Origin of the sequence: Rhizobium fabae (assembly GCF_003985135.1) — a bacterium.
Taxonomy (GTDB): Bacteria; Pseudomonadota; Alphaproteobacteria; order Rhizobiales; family Rhizobiaceae; genus Rhizobium; species Rhizobium pisi.
Genome location: NZ_ML133654.1, coordinates 228637 through 250253, shown reverse-complemented (window position 1 = coordinate 250253; position 21617 = coordinate 228637). Strand labels below are relative to the sequence as shown.

Here is a 21617-nt window from a genome sequence, read left to right as displayed (position 1 = left end):
TTCGTCGCGCCGTTTGCCGCAATACGGTTGGAAAGTAACTAAACCCAACAGACGAAGGCAAGCAACATTATGGACAGAACCCAACCTGCCTTAAGCACTCACAACAAAGGTGAGATCAAGATTCTCTCGCTGAGCGAAGCGGAGGTCAAAACATGCATCGACCTGCGTAAGCTGCTCGACGCGCTAGCGGACGGGTTCAAAGCGCTCTCCGACGGTCGTGTCGTCAATCCAGCGCGCCCACAACTCGATATTCCGAATGCGGGCTATTCGTTGGCGATGCCGGCCTGGATGAAGGGAATGCATTTGACCGTAAAACTGGTCAACGTGTTCGAAGGCAATATCGCCCGGGGCATCCCCAGTCACCTCGCAACAATACACCTCTTCGATCCAGAAACAGGAATGCCTGTTTGCATTATGGATGGTACCTACATCACGGCCGTACGCACGTCTGGCTCAGCGGTCCTCTCGGTGCGAGAGCTCGCCAGGCGTAATGCCAAGGTCGCAACCGTCGTGGGCGCGGGCGTTCAAGCTAGCCAGCACCTTCACCTGTTGCCGCTCGTTCGCGATTTTCAGGAAATTCGGGTGTTCTCCAAAGATTTTGCTGATGCGCAGGCGCTGGCTTCACGTCATTCAGGCATCACTGCCGTCGAGGACCTCGAGGCGGCGATACGCTCTTCAGATGTTGTGTGCCTCGCGACACACTCCTATGTCCCCGCGATATCCGCAGAATGGGTTCAACCAGGAACGCACGTGTCCTCGGTTGGTGTCGCGCCGCCCGGCGGCGAACTTCCGATCGATTTGATCGCTCGCGGCACCCTCTTTGTTGAGACGCGGGATTCGTTCGCGCCAACACCCGTGGGCTGCTGCGAACTTGCAAATATTGATCCCGAGGCAGGCACCGACCTTGGTGCGATGTTGCTCGGGCAGCGATCAGGTCGGACGTCTGATCAGCACATCACGATCTACAAGGCCATGGGCGTCGCCATGGAGGATATGGTGGCAGCCGACCTCGCTTACCGCGAGGCCAAACGCCTGGGTGTCGGCCAGGCTATTTCTCTCTAGGTGACCTGGAATGTTATCTGATCCATAGGACGGTTGCTGCAATGATGAAGACGGCGAGGTGGTTTCTCGCCGTCTTCCTGAATGAAGCGTGTAGATTGCGACTTCCTGGAAGAACCCTGCGTACCCAATGACGGTCATGATCCGTTCGAGCTTAGCGTACGATTTCGAGCAGTTCTTGTTCCGACCTCTTTCATGAAGGTTTTCCGAACGCCTCGGCTGCCGCCTCTAACCGCCCATCGATTGGTAGAGCCAGTCATCGAGCTTCTCGGTCGCCACGCGCGCGGCCGGCCCTGGAAGCAATGCGTCCTGCGTCAGTTCGACGCCGAAATAGGAGACGGACGGGTCCGTTATCACCTGCCGTTCGTCTTCATTCGCGGCCAGATAGATCCGGGCGACCTCATCGATACCGAACTGCTCCGGGCCGCCGATCTCGACGATATCGCCCAAGGGATTACCGGCTGTCAGCTCCGCCAGGAAAGCCGCGACGTCCTCTGCCGCAATCGGCCTTATGGAGGCCGAAGGCAGCCGGAAGACGTCGCCTTCAGCGCCGATGTCGATCAGACCGTTTATGAATTCGTAGAACTGCGTGGAGCGGAGGATCGTATAGGGGCGGCCTGAAGCCTGAATGAGATTTTCCTGCACCATTTTCGCGTGGAGGTAATCGCTTTCGACGAGGCGGGGCGTGCCGACGACAGAGAGCGCGAGATAGTGCCTGACCCCGGCTTCGGCCGCGGCCGCAAGCAGGTTCTTCGTCGAGGCCTTGAAAAAATCCAGCGCCGCACTGTCGCCGAAGGATGCGGCATTGGTCACGTCGACGACGGCGTCGCTTCCCGCGACAGCCGCATCGAGGCCTTTGCCGGTCACCGTGTCGACACCGAGCGACAAGGACGCGGCCGCGACGTCATGGCCGGAGCGGCGCAAGTTCTCGCAGAGCCGCGTTCCGATGAGGCCGCTTGCTCCCGCTACCATGATTTTCATGTCGGCCTCCTCTGTCGCCTTGTCATCGATCCCATCGACAATGACGGGAAAGCCGCACGCCTTCCATCGTCCCTGAGGTCTGGCGCCCTACCCTTTAGGCATAGGGAAGCCAGACCGAAGTCCAGTATGGTCTTCCGATCCTCGATCGCGTCGAAAATTTCGGCTACATCCCCGCGCAATGCATAGGTTTCCATGAGTTGCGGTTGTGGGGTGGCGGGATTACGGTTCGAGCATGAACTCGCCGGCGCCGAAATCGAGAATGACTGCTGTAGACGATGCTGACGATCCCCGGGCTTTGTCCGACCGGCCGGAGCGGTTGATCACGAGCGTCTGGTCGCACCGTCCCCAATCCCTCTACCTCGGGCTTTTCATTGCTGCCTATGTGCTTGCCTGCGGCTTCGCCCAATTGCTCGCAATCGTGCCGGGAACGGGTATTTCCATCTGGCCTCCGGGCGGGCTTTTCATCGCAACCCTCACCCTCGCCCCCAGGCGCAGCTGGCCATGGTGGATCGTGGGAGGCTGCCTGGCGGAACTCTCAAGCAATATCTTGTGGTTCCACAGTCCGCCGGCGGCGGCTTTGCTGATCTATGTCGGCAACGCTCTGGAAGCGGCGGTCGCGGCGTGGCTGGTAAACCGGACCTTGAAGCCGCCGGTTCGGCTGGAAACCCTTCATGAAGTTCTCACATTCGTCATCATAAGCGCCGGAATTGCGCCGATCGTCAGCGCAACCGTGGGAAGCGCCACGCTGGCGTGGTTCAGCATCCAATCGCAATCTTTCCTGACGGCATGGCCGCTCTGGTGGATCGGCGATGCAACCGGCATCCTGATCGTTGCGCCGCTGGCGCTGGTCGTGTTTCACAGCTGGCGGGACAAGACCCGCCTCTCGGCCGCGCAATGGACAGAAGCCTGTGTCCTCGGGCTGATCTTTCTCGGTGTCGCCGCTCTTTCGCTCAGCGGCTACCTTCCCTTCGCCTATATCATCATGCCGCCTCTTCTCTGGGCCGCCGTCCGCTTCGAGTTCAAGGGCGCTGCCGTGTCGCTCGCATTGCTTGCCCTGATCACGGCGGTCTTCACGGTAACGGGCGCCAGCCAGTTTGCCGGCGATCCGGAGTCCCAGAAACACAAGCAGATCATGCTGCAGCTTTTTCTGGCCATCTCGGCATTTTCAGCGCTCATCGTGGCCGCCATATCAAGGCAGCATCAGCTCGCGGTGCTCACCTTGCGCCAGAGCGTCGAGACATTGCGCGACCGGGAACGGGAGCTGTCGCAGCTCGTGGATATGGTTCCGAGCCATGTCTGGCGCCTGACGCCCGAGGGCGAGCCGTCCTTCTTCAACAGGCGAATGGTCGATTTCCTCGGCATGGATGTGGCGGACGCCGACAGGCCTGATATGAGCCGGCTGGAGGCGGTCCTTCAGGCCACGGTTCATCCCGACGATGCAGCCGGGTTCAGGGACGCCCTTCGCCACAGCCTCGCCAGCGGCGAGAATTTCGTCATGCGTTACCGGCTCCGCCGCGCCGACGGTGTCTATCACTGGATGTCGAGCCGCGCCGAGCCGATGCGCGATCAGGCCGGAAACATCGTCCAGTGGTACGGGCTTTGTCACGATATCGACGATCAGGTTCATGCCGAAGAGGCCGTGCGCCGGAGCGAGCGACAGCTTCAGCAGATGATCGACGCTGTTCCCATCCGCATCTGGAGCGTGGAGCCGGCGGGCGGGGCGATCTACTTCAACAAGCGCTATCAGGACCATTTCCACGCCGTCATCACCAATTTCGACGCGCGAGCCGAACCGCGCATTGATGAGCTGCTGCAGGAGCTGATCCATCCTGAAGATTTGCCCGACGTGCAGCGCACGCTGCGCAATTGTTTCGAAACCGGCAGCGGCGGCGCCATGCGGTTCCGCTGGCTTGAAAAGGATGGCGCCTATCGCTGGGCGGAATGCAGGGTAGAGCCCCGGCGTGATGACGACGGAACGGTCGTGCAATGGTACGGCGTTTCTCTCGATGTCGATGAAGAGGTGCGCGCCCTGGAGACGCTGCGCGAACGTGAGCGGGAGCTGTCGCTGCTCGTCGACATGGTTCCGGCTCAGATCCGCCGCCTGAGACCTGACGGCGAGCCGGTCTTCTTCAACAAGCGGTTGATCGACTTTTTCGGCCTCAACGTCGGGGATATGGACAGGCCCGGCATGAGCCGCCTCTCGTCGGTCATTCACACCCTCGTCCATCCCGACGATGCAGCGAGGCTGCTCGAGACGGTTCACCGCTCTCTCGCCAGCGGCGACCCCTTCTCGATAAAGTACCGCATGCGCCGTTTCGACGGAGCCTATCGCTGGGTCGACGGCCGGGCCGAGCCGCTACGCGATCAAAGCGGCGCGATCGTGCAATGGTATGTCGTCTCAGTCGATATCGACGACGAGATGCGAGCGCAGGAAGCGCTGCGCAATCGGGAGCGCGAGCTTTCGCAACTCGTCGACATGGTTCCGAGCCTGCTCTGGCGGCTCGATCCGGAAGGCGCTCCAACCTTCTTTAACCAGCGCCTGATCGATTTTCTCGGTCTCGACGCCGTCGAGACGGAAAAACCCGGCAAGAGCCGTCTGTCCTCCATCATAGAAACCGCCGTCCATCCCGACGATGCGGAGAGCCTCGTCGAGGCGCTCAACCATTCCCTCGCCACCGGCGAACGTTTTTCCAAGCAGTATCGCCTGCGGCGCGCAGACGGCGTCTACCGCTGGGTGAACGGCAGCGCCGAGCCGCTGCGCGACGAGAGCGGGCGGATCGTCCAGTGGTACGGTCTCAGCCACGACATCGACGATCAGCTGCGCGTCGAGGAAGCGCTGCGGGAGAGGGAACGCTCGCTCTGGAAGATCGTCGAAACGCTGCCGGCAATGATCGATTGCGCGGCGCCTGATGGAGAGCCGATCTATCGCAATCCTCAGCTGCGCGACTTTCTCGGATACAAACTCGAAGAGCTCGACGGAACCGGCAAGTCACGCCTGGCCGGCACGCTTGACGCCGGCGTTCATCCCGACGACGTGGCCGAGGTCAAGGCGAGATATGCCCATTCACTCGCGACCGGAGAACCCTACGCACGCAAGCATCGCCTGCGCCGGTTCGACGGCGAATATCGCTGGGTCGAAACGCGTGCAGCGCCGATGCGCAATGCCGAAGGCGAGATCGTGCAGTGGAACGTCATATGCCTCGATATCGACGGCGAGGTCCGGGCGCAGGAAGAGCTGCGCCTAGCGCAGGAAGGCTTGGCGCGGGCGAGCCAGGCCGCGAGCCTTGCGGAGCTTTCCGCCTCCATCGCTCATGAGGTGAACCAGCCCCTGGCGGCGGTCGTCGCGAATTCGCATGCCTGCCAGCGCTGGCTCATGGCGGAGCCGCCGAATATGGAGCGGGCACAGAGGACGGTCGAGCGGATCATCCGCGACGCCAACTCGGCGGCGGACGTCGTCAGCCGCATTCGCGCCCTCTTCAAGCAATCCGCGGACAGGAGGACCCAGACGACGCTCTCCAGCATCATCGCCGAAGTGCGTGGCCTGATGACCGACGAGACCTGGCGGCGGCGCGTTCGCATCGACGTCCAAGTTGACGGCAGTCTGCCGTTCATCGCGATCGATCGCATCCAGATCCAGCAGGTTCTGATCAATCTCATCCGCAACGGCATCGACGCGCTGGACGCGGAGACAAGCGACAGGGTGATCGAGATCCATGCGCGACAGGTCGGCAATGTCGTCCAGACCGAGATCCGCGATCGCGGCCAGGGGATCGAATTTCCCCAGAAGATGTTCGAGCCGTTCTTCACGACGAAAGAGAACGGCATGGGCATGGGGCTGGCGATCTGCCGCTCGATCGTCGAGCTGCACGGCGGAAGATTGTGGGCGGAGAAGAACGAACCGCGCGGAGCGACGTTGATCTTCACATTGCCCATTGAAACGAAGGCGGCATCATGACAGCCGACGACCATATCGTCTTCATCGTCGATGACGATGCACGCATCCGGGAAGCGCTCGGCGAGCTGCTGGAATCACACGGCATGCATGCTGCCGCCTTCGAATCCGCCGGCGATTACGTCACTGCGGACAAGCCTGATATTCCTGCTTGCCTCATCCTCGATATCGAGCTGCCCGACATCAACGGCCTCGACCTGCAGAGGCAGATCGCCGACAGGGATCATCCGCCAATCGTCTTCATCACGGGCCACGGCGACATCCCCTCCTCCGTGCGCGCGATCAAACGCGGCGCCGTGGATTTTCTAACCAAGCCGTTCAACGATGCGGACCTCATGGCCGCCGTCCATGCCGCGATCGCTGAGGATCGGGAAAAGCGGGCCGACCGCGCCGAACGCGACAAGCTCAGACAGCACTATCTCGACCTCACGCCGCGCGAGCGCGAGGTGCTGCCGCTCGTCGTAAGCGGCCTTCTCAACAAGCAGGCGGCGGCCGAGCTCGGCATCAGCGAGGTCACGCTGCAGATCCACAGACGAAATGTGATGCAGAAAATGGCGGCGGCATCGCTCGCCGATCTCGTGCGGATCGCAGAGAGATTGGAAATACCGATCACCCACTCGCGCCGAGTGGGAGGGAATTGAACATGAACAAGACAAGACATGTCGTGGCAATTGTCGATGACGATCCGAGGCTTCTGGAATCGATGGGTGACCTTCTGGAATCGGCGGGCTATGTGGCCCGCAGCTTCTCGTCGGCGGGCTCGCTGCTCGTCAACGGCCTCTCCGACCTGGACCTGCTCATCACCGATATCGGAATGCCCGGCATCGACGGCTTCGAGCTGCGCGACCTGGTGCTGAAATCACGCCCGGAGCTGCCGGTATTTCTCATCACCGGTCGCCACGAGATAGCCGATCAGAGCCGCGCGCAAGGCGCAGGCGGTTTTTTCCGCAAGCCCTTCGATGCCCAGGCGCTGCTGACTGCCATCGCCAACGCTTTACACAAATCCAGAGACGGAGGGTGACATGCGAGTTGACCAGCCTTTGGCCCGGAGATCGGCGCCGTCATTGCTGCAGTGCAGAAGCGAAGAGGATCAGCCGCTCGTCATCATCGTCGATGACGACGCATCCATCCGTGAGGCGCTGTCGGAGTTGATCCTTTCGGCGGGCTTCCGGCCGGCCAGTTTCTCCTCGACCCGCGATTTGCTCGACTCCGATATGGTGGAGAGCCCCGGCTGCCTGATCCTCGATGTGCGCATGCCCGGAACAAGCGGCCTGCACCTTCAGCGCCATCTGGCCGAAAACGGCATTTCCAAGCCGATCATCTTCCTGACGGGGCACGGCGATATCCCGATGACCGTCCAGGCGATGAAGGCAGGCGCCGTGGATTTCCTCACCAAGCCGGTGCGGGACCAGACGCTGCTCGATGCCGTGACCGCGGCCATCGCCATGGATGCCGAACGGCGGGCGGAAGCCGCGATCGCCAACCGCAATATCGAACGCCTGGAGACGCTGACGCAGCGTGAGCGCGAGGTGCTGCACGAAGTTGCCCGCGGACGCCTCAACAAACAAATCGCCTTCGATCTCGGCATTAGCGAAGTGACAGTTAAGCTGCATCGCAGCAACGTCATGCACAAGATGGAGGCCGCCTCCATCGGCGAACTGATCCGGGCATGGGAAACGCTGCCCGCGCAAATGCGCCAGGCCGCCGCTTCGCGCTAGACGCGTCCGGTCTTTCAGATTCGCGTATCGCGCTTCAGGTTCCTGGTTTTGCGCGACATGCGCTGGCCTCCAGCCCAGCGCCGTCTGGTTTACGCAGGGTTCCCGTAGGCTTCGGTACGGTGGCCACCAATGTCCATTTGATGCTCGATGTATCCAGATCGCGCCAGAAAAGACACGACGGCGCGGAGAATGGGTTTCGATTTGGCTCGCATGCGTTATCTCTAAATTAAAGCCGGGGATATGATCCGGTCCCCGGCTTTTGTTCCCCGAAGGAGATCTCGCTTTGAACAATCTATCGTCCGCGCCTTCTGCTGAAATCACCGCCTTCGATGACGAAGCAAACTTCCTGTCGGCCATGGGAAATGCCAAACGGCTCCACATCCTGCGTCTGTTGGCCGAAAGAGAATTGTCCGTGACGGTTCTGGCCGAGGAAGTAGGATTGAGCCAATCTTCCACGTCCCAGCATTTGTCTATTCTTCGGGAACAGGAACTTGTGCAGACGCGAAGGGCCGCCCAGACGATCTACTATTCCCTCCAATCCGACGCGGCCAGGGCGATACTCGAGACACTCTCCGACATCTTCGGGACGCATCGCAGCGCCAAAGCAGACTGCGCCCGAGCCGCACGTGCCTGACGAAACGGCGAAGCGTTGCTCTTCTGGCTCATGATCCAGTGCGCGGAGTCCCGCGATGCTTCGCCCATAGCCCTCGAACGCATCGATCCCTGATGTACGTTTGATGTACACCTCCTAGACCACGGTGTGATTACGCCTGCATTGCAAATGGAGATAATGAACCGCATCAGGAACGGCGAGAACGGCCGGCGGTATGGAGGCGATCATGGACGTGTATGAGGCAGTCAAAAGTCGACGGTCAGTGCGCGGATTCAAAGATAGACCGGTGGAGCGGGAGGTGCTGGAGCGTGTGCTGTCGGCCGCAGCCTGGTCGCCGTCAGGATCGAACATCCAGCCGTGGAACACCTACGTGATGACCGGCGCACCTTTGGCCGAGCTCAAGACATCAGCCGTCGAGCGTGTGGCCCACGGCGACGCCTGGGACAAGCGGCAGTACGAGATGTACCCGTCCGCGCTGAAGCCCCCCTATGGGGACCGCCGATCCGCCTTCGGCAAGGAGCGCTACAGCGCGCTTGGCATTGCACGCGAGGACTGGGAGGCGCGCCAGCGGGCGGCAATCGCCAACTGGAACTGTTTCGGCGCGCCCGCCGCCCTGTTCTGCTACATCGACCGTGACCTAGGCCTGCCCCAATGGGCCGACGTCGGCATGTATCTGCAGACGGTCATGCTGCTGCTGCGCGCCGAAGGCCTGCATAGTTGCCCGCAGATGGCGTGGTCGCAGGTTCGCGAGACCGTCGCAGAGGTACTGTCACCCCCGGATGGCCTCATCCTCTTCTGCGGCATGTCGATCGGCTACGAGGACCCCACGGTAAGTTACGCCCGTACAGGCCGCGCCCCGCTCGACGAGACAGTCACGTTCGTCGGCGATCAGTGACGTGCGATCAAAGGCAAGGGACCCGTCATGCGAGATATCGGAGTACGCCGTGACCACGCATAAAGTAGGTTATCTCATCGGCAGCCTCGCCAAGGGCTCGATCAATCGCAAGCTCGCCAAGGCGTTGGTGCGGTTCGCCCCGCCGGAACTTGAAATGTCGGAGATATCCTTCAAGGATCTGCCGCTCTACAGCTACGACTATGACGCCGACTACCCTCCGGCCGGCAAGGCATTCAAGGCGGAAATCGCGGCCGTCGACGCTGTGCTGTTCGTCACGCCCGAATACAATCGATCCATACCCGGCGGGCTGAAAAACGCAATCGACTGGGCAAGCCGCCCCTACGGCACCAACTCGTTCACACGCAAGCCGTCCGCGGTGATCGGCACGTCGCCGGGCGCGATAGGCACAGCCGTCGCCCAGCAGAATTTGCGCAGTGTGCTGAGTTTCTGCAACTCTCCCCAGATGAATGCCCCGGAAGCCTATATCCAGTTCACACCGGGGCTGATCACCGATGACGGCGAGGTCACGAACGACGCCACCGCCAAGTTCCTTCGCACTTTCATGCAGGACTTCCATGTCTTCATCACAAGGGTTCGCTCAGTGCTGCCGAAGGATGTCTAGAGGGCGCTTGGCACCCTAGTCCTTTATCCACTCCGAAAACGCTTCCGGCAGCACGTTCGACCCGCAGATCACCGCTGCCACACGCTTGCCGCGGTAACGCGAGGGGTCTTCCAGGATCGCCGCGATGCCGAGAGCGGCCGAGGGCTCGACGATGAGGCCGGCGTGCCGGTGCAGCAAGCGCATGCCCGCCTTGATGCTTGCTTCCTCGACGAGCGGCACGTGATCGGCGACGGCGAGCAGGTCCTGAAGGACCGCCGCGATCGGGAAGCGGCCGGCGACGCCATCGGCGATCGTGTCGGTGCGGTCTGTGGTGACAACCGTTCGCGCCCGCCAGGACAGAGCCAGGGCGGGTGCTCCGCTGGGTTGGATGCACACCACCTCTGTTGTAGGCGACAAGCTCTTGAAGACGTGGCCGACGCCAGTGGCCAGCGCGCCGCCGCCGAGTGCGAGCAGGATCGTGTCGATGCGGTCGCACCCTTCGATGAGTTCCAGCCCGATGGTCGCCGCACCTTCGCAGGTGTCGAGGTTTTCGCTGTCCTCTACGAGTAAGGCATTGTCGCTGGCCGCGATCTCACGGGCGCGCTGGCGCGCCTCCTCGATGTCGCCCTCGACCAGTTCCACGGCGGCTCCGAGCCGACGAATGCGATCAATCTTCGCGGGATTGGCGCTGGTCGCCGCGACCACGGTTACACCAATTCCGCGTGTCCGGCCACTATATGCGAGCGCCTGCCCGAGATTGCCGGCGCTGGCGCAGACCGCGGCCTTGGGATCCGGGGTGCTTGCCAGACGGGACATAACGACCTCGGTCCCTCGTCCCTTGAAGCATCTGATCGGGTTTGCGGTCTCAAGTTTGATGACGACTTCGCAGTCCAGCATGTCGCCAAGGGCGGGACAAGCGAATTGCGGTGTGTCGCGAAACACGGATGAAATTTGTTCCCTGGTCGCAAGAATGCGGTCGAGGTCGAGCCTGGTGTCTGGTTGCCTGACTTCACGGTATGCTGCGGATCTTTCACCTGCTGATCGCATGGGATAGTCCTTTTGACATTGTGTTGCCGTTGCGCGGGTGTGCGTTGTAGCACGTGCGCGGGTGTTGCCGACGAATTGGCAGACGTGCGTCCTACCTGTCCGGCCCCACGAACGCTCCAGTCCTCTATTTCCAGCTCGTGAAATCGTCGGCGACGCAACCGAACGGCGCACGATCCTGGCCGAACCGCCTCTTGAGCTGCTCGCATCCCCACTCGTTCAGGGGCGCTGGCATAAGATTGTTGATATCCATGCCGGGTGATTGGAACGGCGTCGTGGAGCTCGTGACATACCAAAGCCAGAAGCCGACCGTACCGACGACGATCAGAAGCAACATGCCGAGGAAAACCTGCAGCCGCTTCCAGATCGATGCCGTCCTTCTGGCTTCTGCGATCAACGCCGGCGCGCGTTCCTGCTGGCGCACCATGGGCGCAAGAGCCGTGCTACGCTCATCCTCTGTCAGCTCGACGCGCTGCAAACGAGCGTCCAGAAGCACTGGCAGGGCGGTATTGCCGTGCCTGACAGCCAATCCGATCGCTTTGCCATTGGCTTGACCGACGATCAGGGGCTCCTCTCCCTTCTTCATGCGCGTGTAAGCCGATCGCCCCGTTTTGTCGGCGGCGATTTTGTCATTGTAGGTGATGGACAGGATGCCGCGCTTGGGGTCGAAGGCCGAGACCTCGACCGGGACCGGGGTCAGCACGGCGGGCCGACGCAATTGGCCCTTGACGCGCCAGATGCGGAGACCGAGAAAAATCGTCCCCAGGCTCATGCCGCCAAGCAAGACGACGAACACGGCGAGCGTGATGATCCGGTTCCAGAGCATATCCAGACCCAGACTGATGGTCGCGAGCTCCGGATGATCGGCGGAGATCACCAAACCGGTTTCGTAGTCGCCTATATGGAAATCGACGAACATGACCTCGACCTCGGTGTCGTAGTTCCGTCCGCCGTAACTATAGACTAGGCGCGCTTCGCAATCGATAAAGATGGCCTTGCGCGTCGTGCACCGCCCGTTCTGAACGTCGCCATTTTCGAGCACCAGGGGGTTCCGGCTGATCCGGAAATCGCGGATTACGCCTGGTGCTTGCGAGACGAATAGAAAAACGGCCAGTGCCAGGATAACCGGCGTTGACCAGAAGTAAGCCCTCGGCGTGGAGATGACGTTGCGCGCCAACGAAAGCGGGCGGCTGGGAAGAACAAGCGAAGACAATGGCATCGACCCCCTCTTATATGACAGCGCGCGCTGGTTGAGCTTCAGACAGCGGCCGATGTTTTACGCAATCCAATATCGTAAGACGGATCTACAACCTGAGGGGAGTAATCGGCAATCCCTTTCAGCGTGAGCGCGCGCTGATCTTGCTCCATTTCCACAATCGCAACACGTGCCGATCCATCAACCGATCGACTGAGATCACGCCATATAGCCGCCGTCCAGAACGAGCGGACTCCCGAGCATGAAGGAGGCGGCATCCGAGCAGAGCCAGAGGACGCCGTTGGCAACCTCTGCCGCGGTGCCCAGCCGGCCGATCGGCTCCTGCGCCACAATACTTTCGCCGAGCTTGGCGTCCTTCTTGACGAAGGACGTGATCGGAGGCGTGTCGATCCAGCCAGGACAGACGGCAGTGATGCGCAGGCCGCTCTTCGCATATTCGAGCGCCGCGCTGCGCGTCAGGCCGAGAACACCGTGCTTGGCGGCCGCATAGGCAGCGCCACCCGGAAAGGGATAGCCACGCAAGCCATCGACCGATGAATTGTTGACGATCACGCCGGCGCCATTCTTGAGCATCGTCGGGATCTGGTGGCGCATGCACAGGAAAGCCGATGTCAGAAAGCCGTCGATGGTTTTCCGCCATGCCTCCTCGGACATCTTGCCGACAGGCCGGCCCGCACCGCCGCTACCCCCGTTGTTGAAGGCGTAATCAAGCTTCCCATGCCGATCCAGCGTTGCGGCGATGAGTTTTTCGACGCGCTTGCCGTCGCTGACATCGCAGGCGATCCAGCTTGCTTGTCCCTGAATGCTTTTCAACGCCGCGCTTGCGCGCTTCTCTTCGCGGCTGGCGATAACGACGATCGCCCCCTCATGCGCAAAGGCCTGCGCGGTCGCCAGACCGATGCCGCTCGTTCCTCCCGTGACGAGAGCGACCTTGCCTTCCATTTCGGGATAACGTCGCGGCAAGGTCGCTGGTGACATAGCTCATGCTTTCCCGGGTGAGATGAACAGAGTTCGATCAAACACGCAGGCATGGGTCATTTGCAATGGCCTTGGCGGCAGTTTCCACGCTCATGAGAAGGCCTGGCTTATATCAGCATCATCGAACACTTGACATCGGCCCTTTTAAAGCCGAAGCCGCGCACGTGCGGCCGCAGACTGTGAACGATGCCCGCCACCTACCTTTCGTCATGCTCGGGCTTGTGTCCCGAGCATCTGCCTCCGGTCGACAGGGCAGCAGATCCTCTGCGCAAGGCCGAGGGTGACGCCGAGTAAAAACGAGACTTGTCAGCAACCGTCGGGCCGCGCATGCGCGGCCGTTTTTGCGGGGATCAGAGAGATGAACACCAAGACGGCCGTCGCCAAGACAGGAAACTTGATCCTGATAGGCGTCTTGCTCATGCTGCTCGGCGATCTCCTCTTTGCGCTGAACGACGCGATGGGCAAGTGGCTGGTGGCGAGTTTTGCCGTCGGCCAGGTACTGGTGATCCGCTCGGTCGGCGCTTTCATCGTGCTCGGACCGATGATCGTGCGGCAGGGGCCGATGGCCTTGTTCCGCGTCGAGCAGAAGGGTCTCCAGTTCATGCGGGTCGCCATGGCGACCGGCGATGTCGCCCTGTTTTACGCCGCCGTCGCCTATCTGCCGCTCGCAGATGTCATGACGTTCTATATGGCCGGGCCGATCTATATTGCGGCGCTCTCGCATTTCTTTCTCGGCGAAAAGATTGGCTGGCGCCGGTGGCTTGCCGTTCTGCTCGGCTTCGCAGGCGTTGTCATCGCGCTGCGCCCATCCACGGCGATGCTTTCGCTTCCATCGCTCTTCGGTCTTGCCGGCAGCTTCGCCTTCGCGCTGTCGCTTGTCATGAGCCGCTATCTGCGCTCGACCAGCGACACGACGCTGGTGACATGGCAGACCATCGCGGCCCTCGTGACCGGCATCGTGCTCAGCATCGGCCACTGGCAGCCGGCAGCGACGATCGATTGGTCCGGCATGCTGCTGCTCGGCGTCGTCGCCACTTGCGCACACCTGCTCATTACGCGCTCGCTGAAGCTCGCGCCGGCATCGCTGCTAGCACCGCTGCAATACACGCTGCTGCTCTGGGCGATCGTGCTCGGCTACATCTTCTTCAACGATATTCCCGACACACAGCTCATCATCGGCGCCGCCATCATCGTCTTCGCCGGCCTCTTCATCTTCCACCGGAAGAATTTGAAAGAGACGGTTCCGTCCGAGGCCGTCCCGCCGGACGGGCATTGAGAACTAGCTTTCATCCGGCGGCGGCTCCCAGCCGAAGACGCTGCGGCCGCCGAGATCGGCGGATTGGCGGAATTCGCCGGCGATGATTTCCTTGAGGTCGGGACCGGTCACGTAGCGCTCCATCCGGCGGGACTGCTGGTCGAGGCGCTTCAGCGCCTGCAACTCCTCGTCCCGTCCGAGCCTCCCCTTCAACACCGCCGATTTCATCACGCCGATCGTCTCGTCATAGACCTTGAGCGGCACCGGAAAGGGATGGCGGTCCTTGCCGCCATGAGCGATCGAGAAGCGCGCCGGGTCGGAAAAGCGGCAAGGCGCGCCATGCACGACTTCCGCCACCATCGCCAGTGCCTTCACCGTGCGGGCGCCGACACCGGGAACGAGCAGCAGCTCCTGGAAATCCGCCGGACCGCGATCGGCGGCGGCGGCCAGATTTCCATGCAGGCGCCGCATGTTGACATCGCTTTCGCGCACGTCGTGATGGGCGGGCATGATGAGATGTGGCAGCATCGGCTGTTCGGCGGGCTCGGGCGCCGGCTCTTCGGCGCGCAGCAATGCTGCGGCCTCGCGGATGATCCGGTCGGGGCCAAGCGTTGCCAAGAGATCGAGCTGGCCGCGCCGCGAGCGCTCGGCGCGCCGGTCGGCGAGATTGACGATTTCGCCCTGGTTGCGTCCTTCGATCGCCGCATGCGGCGAGTCGACGAAGCTCTCCAGCCCCTCCGACAGCCAGTGATAGCGCCGCGCCTGCCGCCTGTCGCCGTTCATGCCTTGCTGCACGACCACCCAATGGCCGTCATCGGCGACGATGAAACCGTGAAGATACAGATCGAAGCCGTCCTGAAGGGCGGCGCTATCGACCTTGGCGATGAGACGGCTCGTCGTCGCCAGCCCCTCCCCGTTCAGACCGACGCGCTCGCCGATGGAGACAAGCTCCTGCGGGGTCTTGCGCGAATGCGCGCCGCGGCCGCCGCAGACATGCAGGCCTAGTTCGCCCGCGCGCGGCTTCAGACCGCGTTTCAGCGCACCGAGAACGCTTGTTGTAATGCCGGAGGAATGCCAGTCCATGCCCATGACAGCGCCGAAGGACTGGAACCAGAAAGGGTGCGCGAGCCGGCGCAGGAATTCGTCACGGCCGTAATGATGGACGATCGCCTCGGTGATCAGCGTCCCGAGCCGGGTCATCCGGTCGCCGAGCCAATGCGGCACGCGTCCCCCGTGAAGGGGAAGATCGGCGCTGCCTGTTCGTTGCGACATTGCTCTTCCCATGTCCTCTCTGATCAGGCCGCCCGGGAACCCCGTTAAATTTCAGGCGTTTGCTTTCAGTCAAACGGCCGAGGCAAACATGACCACATTCGAAACCATATCCAATCAACCCTACCTGACGCGAACAAAAGCGCAACGTCCGGGCGGCGAAAAACAAGAAAATGCGGCGTTACGCCTTCAGGGACGCGCGGAAAGAGCCGCCTTCCTGATCAACGGCAACCGGTATTTCGCCGAGATGGCGCGGACGCTGCGGCAGGCGCGGCGTACGGTCTGGATCGTCGGGTGGGATTTCAATCCCGACATCCTGATGGAGCCTGACAAATCCGACGAAACATTGGCCGACCTGCTGCATGGCCTGGCGGCGGAAAATCCCGCGCTCGACATACGCATCCTCATCTGGGCGCTCGGGCCGATCTATTCGGAAAAGTCCCTGCAGGTGCTTCGCAAGAAGAATTTCCCCAAAAACGCCAGGATCGATCTGCGTTTCGATCTCCAGGGCGCCTTGCGCGGCTGCCATCACCAGAAACTCGTCTGCATCGACGATGCCGTCGCCTTCATCGGCGGCATGGACCTGACCTCGCGGCGATGGGACACGCGGCGCCATCGCGCCGAGGAAAAGCTGCGGCGAGACCCAGAGGGCCTATCCTACGATCCGCTGCACGACGTTCAGGCGATGGTCACCGGCGAGGCGGCCCGGCTGATCGGCGATATCGCCAGGCGACGCTGGGAAGACGCCACCGGCGAAAGCCATGGGCCACTGCCTGAAAGCCTGCCCTTCGCCTGGCCGGACGATCTCTCCTTTTCGCTGCGCGAAGTGCCCGTCAGCTTCGTCCTGACAGAGCCATCGACCACCTTGCGCATCGGCGTCAGCGACGGCATCGCCTCGACTTTGAACATCATCTCCCGGGCCCGTCGCAAGCTCTACATCGAGGCGCAATATCTCGCCTCCTTCCGCGTCGCCGACGCCATTGCCGCGCGGCTGCAGGAAAAGGACGGGCCCGAGGTTGTCATCATCTGCACGCGCAGCGCTCACGGGCTGATCGAAAAGCTTCTCATGGGCGGCAATCGCGACCGTATCATCCGCCGCCTCAAACGCGCCGATCGCGCCAACCGCCTGCGGGTCTACTATCCCGTCGTGCCCGGGCGGGTGGTGCCCGAGCCGCCGGCACATGGAAAGAGCAGCGAGGTCGAAGTGCTCATCCATTCCAAGCTGATGATCGCCGACGACGAGCTCGTCCGCGTCGGCTCTTCCAATCTCAACAATCGCTCGGAAGGGCTTGATTCGGAATGCGATATCCTGTTCGAGGCCGAAAATGGCGAGCATCACCGCGCAATCGCGGAGCTGCGCAGCCGCCTGCTTTCCGAATATCTCGGAACGTCAGTGGAGAGCTTTGCCGCGGCCTGCGTGCAAAGCGGCTCGATGATCGGGACGATCGACACGCTGAACGAAGGAGCGCGCGGCCTCAGGGAATTTTCCGTCGCGCTTTCCGGCAGCGTCTCGCCGGTCGCGGGCACCGCAATCTTCGACCCGGCTCGGCCTTTCCTGCCTCTACGCCGACTGGGCCTCGGCGCGCTCGTCCGCCTCTTCGCCCGCCCCGCGTGAGCGTTGATCTCGCTGATGAAGAGAAGGACTGAGCCGAGTGCCAGCGGAATGAAAAAATAGGCGCAGCGGAAGGCGATCAGCGCACCGATCGACGCCTCCTTCGGCACGGCATAGGAAACGGTCGCCTCCAGCACGCCGAGGCCACCCGGAACATGCGTTGCGAGGATCGCGGAATTGGCAAACACATAGGCCGTCACCGACCTGAAGAAGGCCACATCGCCGAAGACCGCAAGCATCTGGTGCAGGCACGCAGAAACGAACATGAAATTGATCGTCCCGACGCCCACCTGGGCGAGCGCAATCGAAATTTTCGGCAGCTGAAACGACCAGCGCCACAGACGCAGCCTGCCGCGGACGAAAAACGCGAGCCCTGCGTAGGCGGCCGGCACGGCAAGCGCCAGCAGGCCGAACAGGCGGGCGCCCGCCGGATCGATGCGCAGCAAACGCGCGGCATCATCGGGATTGACGATCAGGGCAAGGGCGCCCAGTGTGGTCAGCCCCAGCCCCACCGTAACGCCGCAGAAGAGGATGATCTTTGCCACATCCTCGGCCGTCAGTCCCCAGCGGGAATAGTAACGATAGCGGAAGGCGCCGCTGCTCAATCCGGCAAAGCCGATATTGTGGCCAAGCGAAAGGCTGACGAAGGAGGCCAGCAGGATTTTCCGGTAGGGCAAGGATTTGCCGAGCGAACAGATCGCCAGCAGATCGAAACAACTCAGGCAAAGATAGGATGCCGCCGCGAAGAGAAGCCCTGCGCAGAAGGTCGAAAACGGGATGCTGTGAACCGATCGGGCGATGTCGTCCAGGCTATACTGTTGAAAGATCCGGTAGAGCAGAAAGCCGGCAAGACAAAGGGCGGCAACGAACAGTCCATTCCAGATTATGCTTTTCCAACGCATCGATCATCCTCGAAAGCGCCGCCGCTGCGGCGCGCTCTTCGGGAACGATCGAACGAGTTCGGTGTTCCCGGGAAAGCGCTTCTCCCACCCCTCCCATGTGATGGCCATGCCGGACAGACCGATCAAACTCCTGACCTACAACGTCCATAGCTGCATCGGCAGCGACCGGAAGCTCGATCCTGGCCGTATTGCCGCCGTCATCGCCGAGACGGAGGCCGATATCATCGCACTTCAGGAGGTCGACGTCGGCAGGCGCAGGACCGATGGTATCGACCAGGCGCATGTCATCGCCTCGCTTCTGAAGATGCAGGCGCATTTCCATCCGGCGCTGTCGGTGGCCGAGGAGAAATACGGCGATGCGATTATCACGGCGCTGCCGACCGGTGCGGTCAAATCGGGCCCCCTGCCCTCCATCGGCGAGACCCGGGGCGCGCTTTCCGTCGAAATAACCGTCGGCGACCGGAAGCTGCTCGTCGTCAACACCCACCTCGGCCTTCGCGGGCGCGAGCGCATCCGGCAGATGACGACGCTGCTCAATCCCGGGTGGCTGCACGGCACGGGCCAAACCTCCCTGCCAACCGTTCTCTGTGGCGATCTCAACGCCATTCCCGCTTCCGCGACCTATCGGCTCGCCGCGCGGTCACTGAAAGATGCCCAGCTCGCCGGCCCGGGTGCGCCGGGAGCGACCTTTCCCTCGCGCTACCCGCTGATGCGCCTCGACCACATCTTCGTCACCGGCGATCTCGTCGTCTACAGAGCGGCGGTGCTCGAAACCCGGCTGACGAGGGTCGCCTCGGACCATCTCCCTCTCCTTGCGGAAATCGGCTTCGCTTGATCGTCCGCTGCGGACAGCCTGCCCCTGACAGCCGCAGTGAAAAACGACGTCCAACGCCCTGACGACGACATTTGAAACGAATATTTCACGAATCATGTATTATGAAACATACATTCCATTGACGCTTTGTGTGTTTGAGGGGCGCAGGAGAGGAGGGGCTCATGTTGGGAAAGCTGTTGTCACGGGTTCGCATCCAGACGCAGGTGATGGTGTTCATCGTTCCGTTCGTCTTGAGCATCATGGCGGTCGGGGCGACCGGTTTTTATGCATCGAGCCTGCTTCAGGGGCGGATGGATATTTCCAATTCCGTCCTGCAATCGCTCAGCGGCTTTCGCGATCTGTCGGCTGCGATGGCCGAGTTCCTCGCCAATGCCACGCAGGAAAACCGGGATATCGTCACTCAAAAGCTTGCCGATCAGCGCAGCCTTCTGAAATCCGACCTCGACAGGCTCGTTTCCGATCTCAGCGGCCAGCAGGAACTGGAGCAGACGCTGTCTTCCATCGACGGAATTTCCACCCGCATGGACTCGCTTTGGCAGCTTCAGGAGAGCCGGACCGCGCTGCTTGCCGATCTCCAGAAAGCACAGAGCGCCGTCGTCTCCTCGCAGACGGATATTGTCGAAGGCGCCAAGGTTCTCCAGCGCGCGGCCGACATGCAGGAGGATGAAGCCCGCAATACGCTCGGCGATGCGCAACGCATTTCGGACTTTTCATCCTTCGCGCAATCGTTAAACGACAAGGCTCAGGCCGCCGGCCCTATCGCCGGCCCCGACATCGAGGAACTCACCCGGCAGCAACGCATCCTCGCCATGGCGCTTGCCGGTGAAGCGCCGGAGGCCAAGAAGGTGATCGACGATGCCGTTGTGGCCTTGAAGCCGTTTGTCGAAGCTGCCGATCAGAACGAGGAACGCGCAGCCGGCCTGCGCGACGTCACCGGCCGGATCGTCGGCAGATTGCCCGAATTGCAGGCGGTCGCCACGCGGCGGGTGAAGGCGGTTACGGATAAGGCGGCCGAGACAGCCAAATCGGTCGAGCGCGCCAAAACCGGTCAGAGGGACGGGCAGAAACTCACGACCTCGGCTTATGTGATCCAGATCGTCATGGCGAAACTGACGCTCGCGCCGACAGACGCCAATCTGCAGCGGCTTTCACAGGAAATCACCGCTATGCGGAAAGGCCTGGACGTGCTGATCTCAAATGCGGGCGGCGTTGCGCAGTTCGACAACCTCAAGGCGAAGCTTCTGCCGGCGCTGGACAAGATGCAGAAATCCGCCACCGACCTCGTGCGCATTAGCGCGCAGCGCCAGGACGAATTCCGCGCCGCCGCCGCCGATGTCGACCGCATGTGGTCTCAGCTGACGGCTTTTGCCGAAATGCAGCGGCAGAACGCCGCCGAGGAGCGCGACAACGCCAATTCCATGTCCATGGGAACGACGATCCTCGGCGTGGTGATCGCCATCCTCGCAGGCGTCGGGCTGACCGTGACGCTCAAGGGTCCGATCAACCAGATCACCTCGGCCATGCGGCGGCTTGCCGACGGCAAACTCGAAACGTCGATCGTCGGCGAATACAGGGCCGATGAAATCGGTGACATGGCCCGCGCTCTGGGGATCTTCAAGAATAATGCCATCGCCAAGGTCGAGATCGAGGAACGCAGCGAGATCGAGCGAACGAGAGCCGAAGAGGAAAGACACCGCAACGACGAGGAAAAGCGCGCGGTCGAACAGCAGATCGATTTCGCGGTCACCGCGCTGGCGCAGGGTCTCGGCCGCCTGGCACGGGGCGATATTTCACAGACGATCGCAACGCCCTTCTTCGGCCGGCTGGAGCAACTGCGCAACGATTTCAACTCGTCGCTGCTTCGCCTCCAGGAAACGATCGACCAGATCCGCACCAACACCCGGATGATCGAAGGCAATGCCGGCCAGATGGATCTTTCTGCCAGCAACCTTGCAAAGCGCACCGAGCAGCAGGCCGTCGCGCTCGAGGAGATCGCCGCAGCCATCGAGGAAATCACCACCACGGTCCGCTCGTCCGCGGCATGCGCCGACGATGCCCGAGAGATCATCACCGACACCAAGCAGACCGCCGATGCCTCGTCGGCGGTCGTCGCCAGCGCCATCCACGCGATGGGCAAAATCGAAGCGGCCTCGGACGAGATCGTGCACATCATCGACGTCATCGACGAGATCGCGTTCCAGACGAACTTGCTTGCGCTCAACGCCGGCATCGAAGCGGCCCGCGCCGGCGAGGCCGGAAAAGGTTTTGCGGTCGTCGCCCAGGAAGTTCGCGATCTCGCCCAGCGCTCGGCGGAGGCCGGCCAGAAGATCAAGCAGCTTATCGGGCGCTCGCGGGCGGAGATTACCAACGGCGCGCGCGTCGTCCGCGAGACGAGCGAAGTCCTCGAAAATATTTCCGCGAAAGTGGTCACCGCATCCGAGCAAATGGACGTCATCGCCCGCTCGAGCCGGGAGCAGTACAACGCGCTCAACGAAGTAAACACGTCGGTCAACCGGATGGACCAGATGACGCAGCAAAATGCGGCCATGGTCGAGGAAACGAGTGCGGCGACCAAGGAACTCGCCGACGAGACGAAAACGCTCCTCCAACTGATCGATCAGTTCCAATTGGATGAAAAGGACGTGTCTCGGCGCGTCAGCGCGGCGTAAGCAGCTTCTGGGGCGCGC

At 61.9% G+C, this 21617-nt stretch carries 17 protein-coding genes and 1 pseudogene; 12 read left to right on the top strand and 6 right to left on the bottom strand.

The annotated features are described in order from the left end of the window. Positions 1-69: 69 nt before the first annotated feature. Complete coding sequence (locus tag EFB14_RS21690; RefSeq protein ID WP_126828833.1) at positions 70-1062, top strand: ornithine cyclodeaminase family protein; 993 nt, start codon at positions 70-72, stop codon at positions 1060-1062. A 225-nt stretch (positions 1063-1287) separates the two neighbouring features. Here EFB14_RS21690 and EFB14_RS21685 read toward each other — a convergent pair whose 3' ends face one another. Continuing rightward, positions 1288-2040, bottom strand: a complete 753-nt coding sequence (locus tag EFB14_RS21685; RefSeq protein ID WP_126828832.1) for an SDR family oxidoreductase — start codon at positions 2038-2040, stop codon at positions 1288-1290. Positions 2041-2359: 319 nt separating this feature from the next. Here EFB14_RS21685 and EFB14_RS21680 point away from each other — a divergent pair, with 319 nt between their 5' ends. The 7 genes from EFB14_RS21680 (at position 2360) to EFB14_RS21650 (ending at position 9840) form a co-directional block, all read left to right on the top strand. Next, complete coding sequence (locus EFB14_RS21680) at positions 2360-5995, top strand: PAS domain-containing protein (RefSeq protein WP_126828875.1); 3636 nt, start codon at positions 2360-2362, stop codon at positions 5993-5995. Next, complete coding sequence (locus EFB14_RS21675; RefSeq protein ID WP_126828831.1) at positions 5992-6633, top strand: response regulator transcription factor; 642 nt, start codon at positions 5992-5994, stop codon at positions 6631-6633. Before EFB14_RS21680 ends, EFB14_RS21675 begins: the two co-directional genes overlap by 4 nt. A gap of 2 nt (positions 6634-6635) precedes the next feature. Then, positions 6636-7013, top strand: coding sequence for a response regulator transcription factor (locus EFB14_RS21670; protein ID WP_126828830.1), 378 nt, complete (start codon positions 6636-6638; stop codon positions 7011-7013). Position 7014: 1 nt separating this feature from the next. Continuing rightward, positions 7015-7710: a response regulator transcription factor gene (locus tag EFB14_RS21665; protein ID WP_126828829.1), complete on the top strand. Its 696-nt coding sequence runs from the start codon at positions 7015-7017 to the stop codon at positions 7708-7710. 283 nt (positions 7711-7993) lie between these two features. Beyond that, the gene (locus tag EFB14_RS21660) at positions 7994-8344 is read left to right on the top strand and encodes an ArsR/SmtB family transcription factor (RefSeq protein ID WP_126828828.1); all 351 of its coding nucleotides are present in this window, start codon (positions 7994-7996) and stop codon (positions 8342-8344) included. 205 nt (positions 8345-8549) lie between these two features. Next, complete coding sequence (locus EFB14_RS21655) at positions 8550-9218, top strand: nitroreductase (protein WP_126828827.1); 669 nt, start codon at positions 8550-8552, stop codon at positions 9216-9218. Between the two features lie 49 nt (positions 9219-9267). Next, entirely contained in the window at positions 9268-9840 is a 573-nt protein-coding gene (locus tag EFB14_RS21650) for an NADPH-dependent FMN reductase (RefSeq protein WP_126828826.1), read from the top strand. A 15-nt stretch (positions 9841-9855) separates the two neighbouring features. On the opposite strand, the gene EFB14_RS21645 is transcribed toward EFB14_RS21650, so the two are convergent. From EFB14_RS21645 to EFB14_RS21635, 3 genes are all read right to left on the bottom strand, one after another. Next, on the bottom strand, positions 9856-10866 hold the full coding sequence (locus EFB14_RS21645; protein WP_126828825.1) for a threonine ammonia-lyase: 1011 nt from the start codon (positions 10864-10866) through the stop codon (positions 9856-9858). 124 nt (positions 10867-10990) lie between these two features. Then, entirely contained in the window at positions 10991-12076 is a 1086-nt protein-coding gene (locus EFB14_RS21640) for a hypothetical protein (RefSeq protein WP_126828874.1), read from the bottom strand. 201 nt (positions 12077-12277) lie between these two features. Beyond that, complete coding sequence (locus EFB14_RS21635; RefSeq protein ID WP_126828824.1) at positions 12278-13057, bottom strand: SDR family oxidoreductase; 780 nt, start codon at positions 13055-13057, stop codon at positions 12278-12280. A gap of 358 nt (positions 13058-13415) precedes the next feature. On the opposite strand from EFB14_RS21635, the gene EFB14_RS21630 reads away from it, so the two are divergent. Further along, complete coding sequence (locus EFB14_RS21630; protein WP_126828823.1) at positions 13416-14333, top strand: DMT family transporter; 918 nt, start codon at positions 13416-13418, stop codon at positions 14331-14333. 3 nt (positions 14334-14336) lie between these two features. Here the strand turns inward: EFB14_RS21630 and EFB14_RS21625 are convergent, their stop codons facing one another. Then, positions 14337-15584, bottom strand: a complete 1248-nt coding sequence (locus EFB14_RS21625) for a DUF763 domain-containing protein (protein WP_126828822.1) — start codon at positions 15582-15584, stop codon at positions 14337-14339. 88 nt (positions 15585-15672) lie between these two features. Here EFB14_RS21625 and EFB14_RS21620 point away from each other — a divergent pair, with 88 nt between their 5' ends. Next, entirely contained in the window at positions 15673-17196 is a 1524-nt protein-coding gene (locus tag EFB14_RS21620; RefSeq protein ID WP_126828821.1) for a phospholipase D-like domain-containing protein, read from the top strand. On the opposite strand, the pseudogene EFB14_RS21615 reads toward EFB14_RS21620, so the two are convergent. Further along, positions 17143-18095 (bottom strand): annotated as a pseudogene (locus tag EFB14_RS21615) (lysylphosphatidylglycerol synthase domain-containing protein). The gene EFB14_RS21620 and the pseudogene EFB14_RS21615 overlap by 54 nt on opposite strands. A 106-nt stretch (positions 18096-18201) precedes the next feature. Here EFB14_RS21615 and EFB14_RS21610 point away from each other — a divergent pair. Together EFB14_RS21610 and EFB14_RS21605 are read left to right on the top strand one after the other, a co-directional pair. Further along, complete coding sequence (locus tag EFB14_RS21610; RefSeq protein ID WP_126828820.1) at positions 18202-18930, top strand: endonuclease/exonuclease/phosphatase family protein; 729 nt, start codon at positions 18202-18204, stop codon at positions 18928-18930. Positions 18931-19091: 161 nt separating this feature from the next. Beyond that, positions 19092-21599 carry a methyl-accepting chemotaxis protein gene (locus tag EFB14_RS21605; protein WP_126828819.1) on the top strand — a complete coding sequence of 836 codons (2508 nt, stop codon included), beginning with the start codon at positions 19092-19094 and terminating at the stop codon, positions 21597-21599. The last annotated feature ends 18 nt before the right edge of the window (positions 21600-21617 follow it).

Coding starts and splice junctions, on each gene's coding strand:
- EFB14_RS21690 (WP_126828833.1), top strand. CDS start 70: ATGGACAGAACCCAACCTGCCTTAAGCACTCACAACAAAGGTGAGATC.
- EFB14_RS21685 (WP_126828832.1), bottom strand. CDS start 2,040: ATGAAAATCATGGTAGCGGGAGCAAGCGGCCTCATCGGAACGCGGCTC.
- EFB14_RS21675 (WP_126828831.1), top strand. CDS start 5,992: ATGACAGCCGACGACCATATCGTCTTCATCGTCGATGACGATGCACGC.
- EFB14_RS21670 (WP_126828830.1), top strand. CDS start 6,636: ATGAACAAGACAAGACATGTCGTGGCAATTGTCGATGACGATCCGAGG.
- EFB14_RS21665 (WP_126828829.1), top strand. CDS start 7,015: ATGCGAGTTGACCAGCCTTTGGCCCGGAGATCGGCGCCGTCATTGCTG.
- EFB14_RS21655 (WP_126828827.1), top strand. CDS start 8,550: ATGGACGTGTATGAGGCAGTCAAAAGTCGACGGTCAGTGCGCGGATTC.
- EFB14_RS21645 (WP_126828825.1), bottom strand. CDS start 10,866: ATGCGATCAGCAGGTGAAAGATCCGCAGCATACCGTGAAGTCAGGCAA.
- EFB14_RS21635 (WP_126828824.1), bottom strand. CDS start 13,057: ATGTCACCAGCGACCTTGCCGCGACGTTATCCCGAAATGGAAGGCAAG.
- EFB14_RS21630 (WP_126828823.1), top strand. CDS start 13,416: ATGAACACCAAGACGGCCGTCGCCAAGACAGGAAACTTGATCCTGATA.
- EFB14_RS21625 (WP_126828822.1), bottom strand. CDS start 15,584: ATGTCGCAACGAACAGGCAGCGCCGATCTTCCCCTTCACGGGGGACGC.
- EFB14_RS21620 (WP_126828821.1), top strand. CDS start 15,673: ATGACCACATTCGAAACCATATCCAATCAACCCTACCTGACGCGAACA.
- EFB14_RS21610 (WP_126828820.1), top strand. CDS start 18,202: ATGCCGGACAGACCGATCAAACTCCTGACCTACAACGTCCATAGCTGC.
- EFB14_RS21605 (WP_126828819.1), top strand. CDS start 19,092: ATGTTGGGAAAGCTGTTGTCACGGGTTCGCATCCAGACGCAGGTGATG.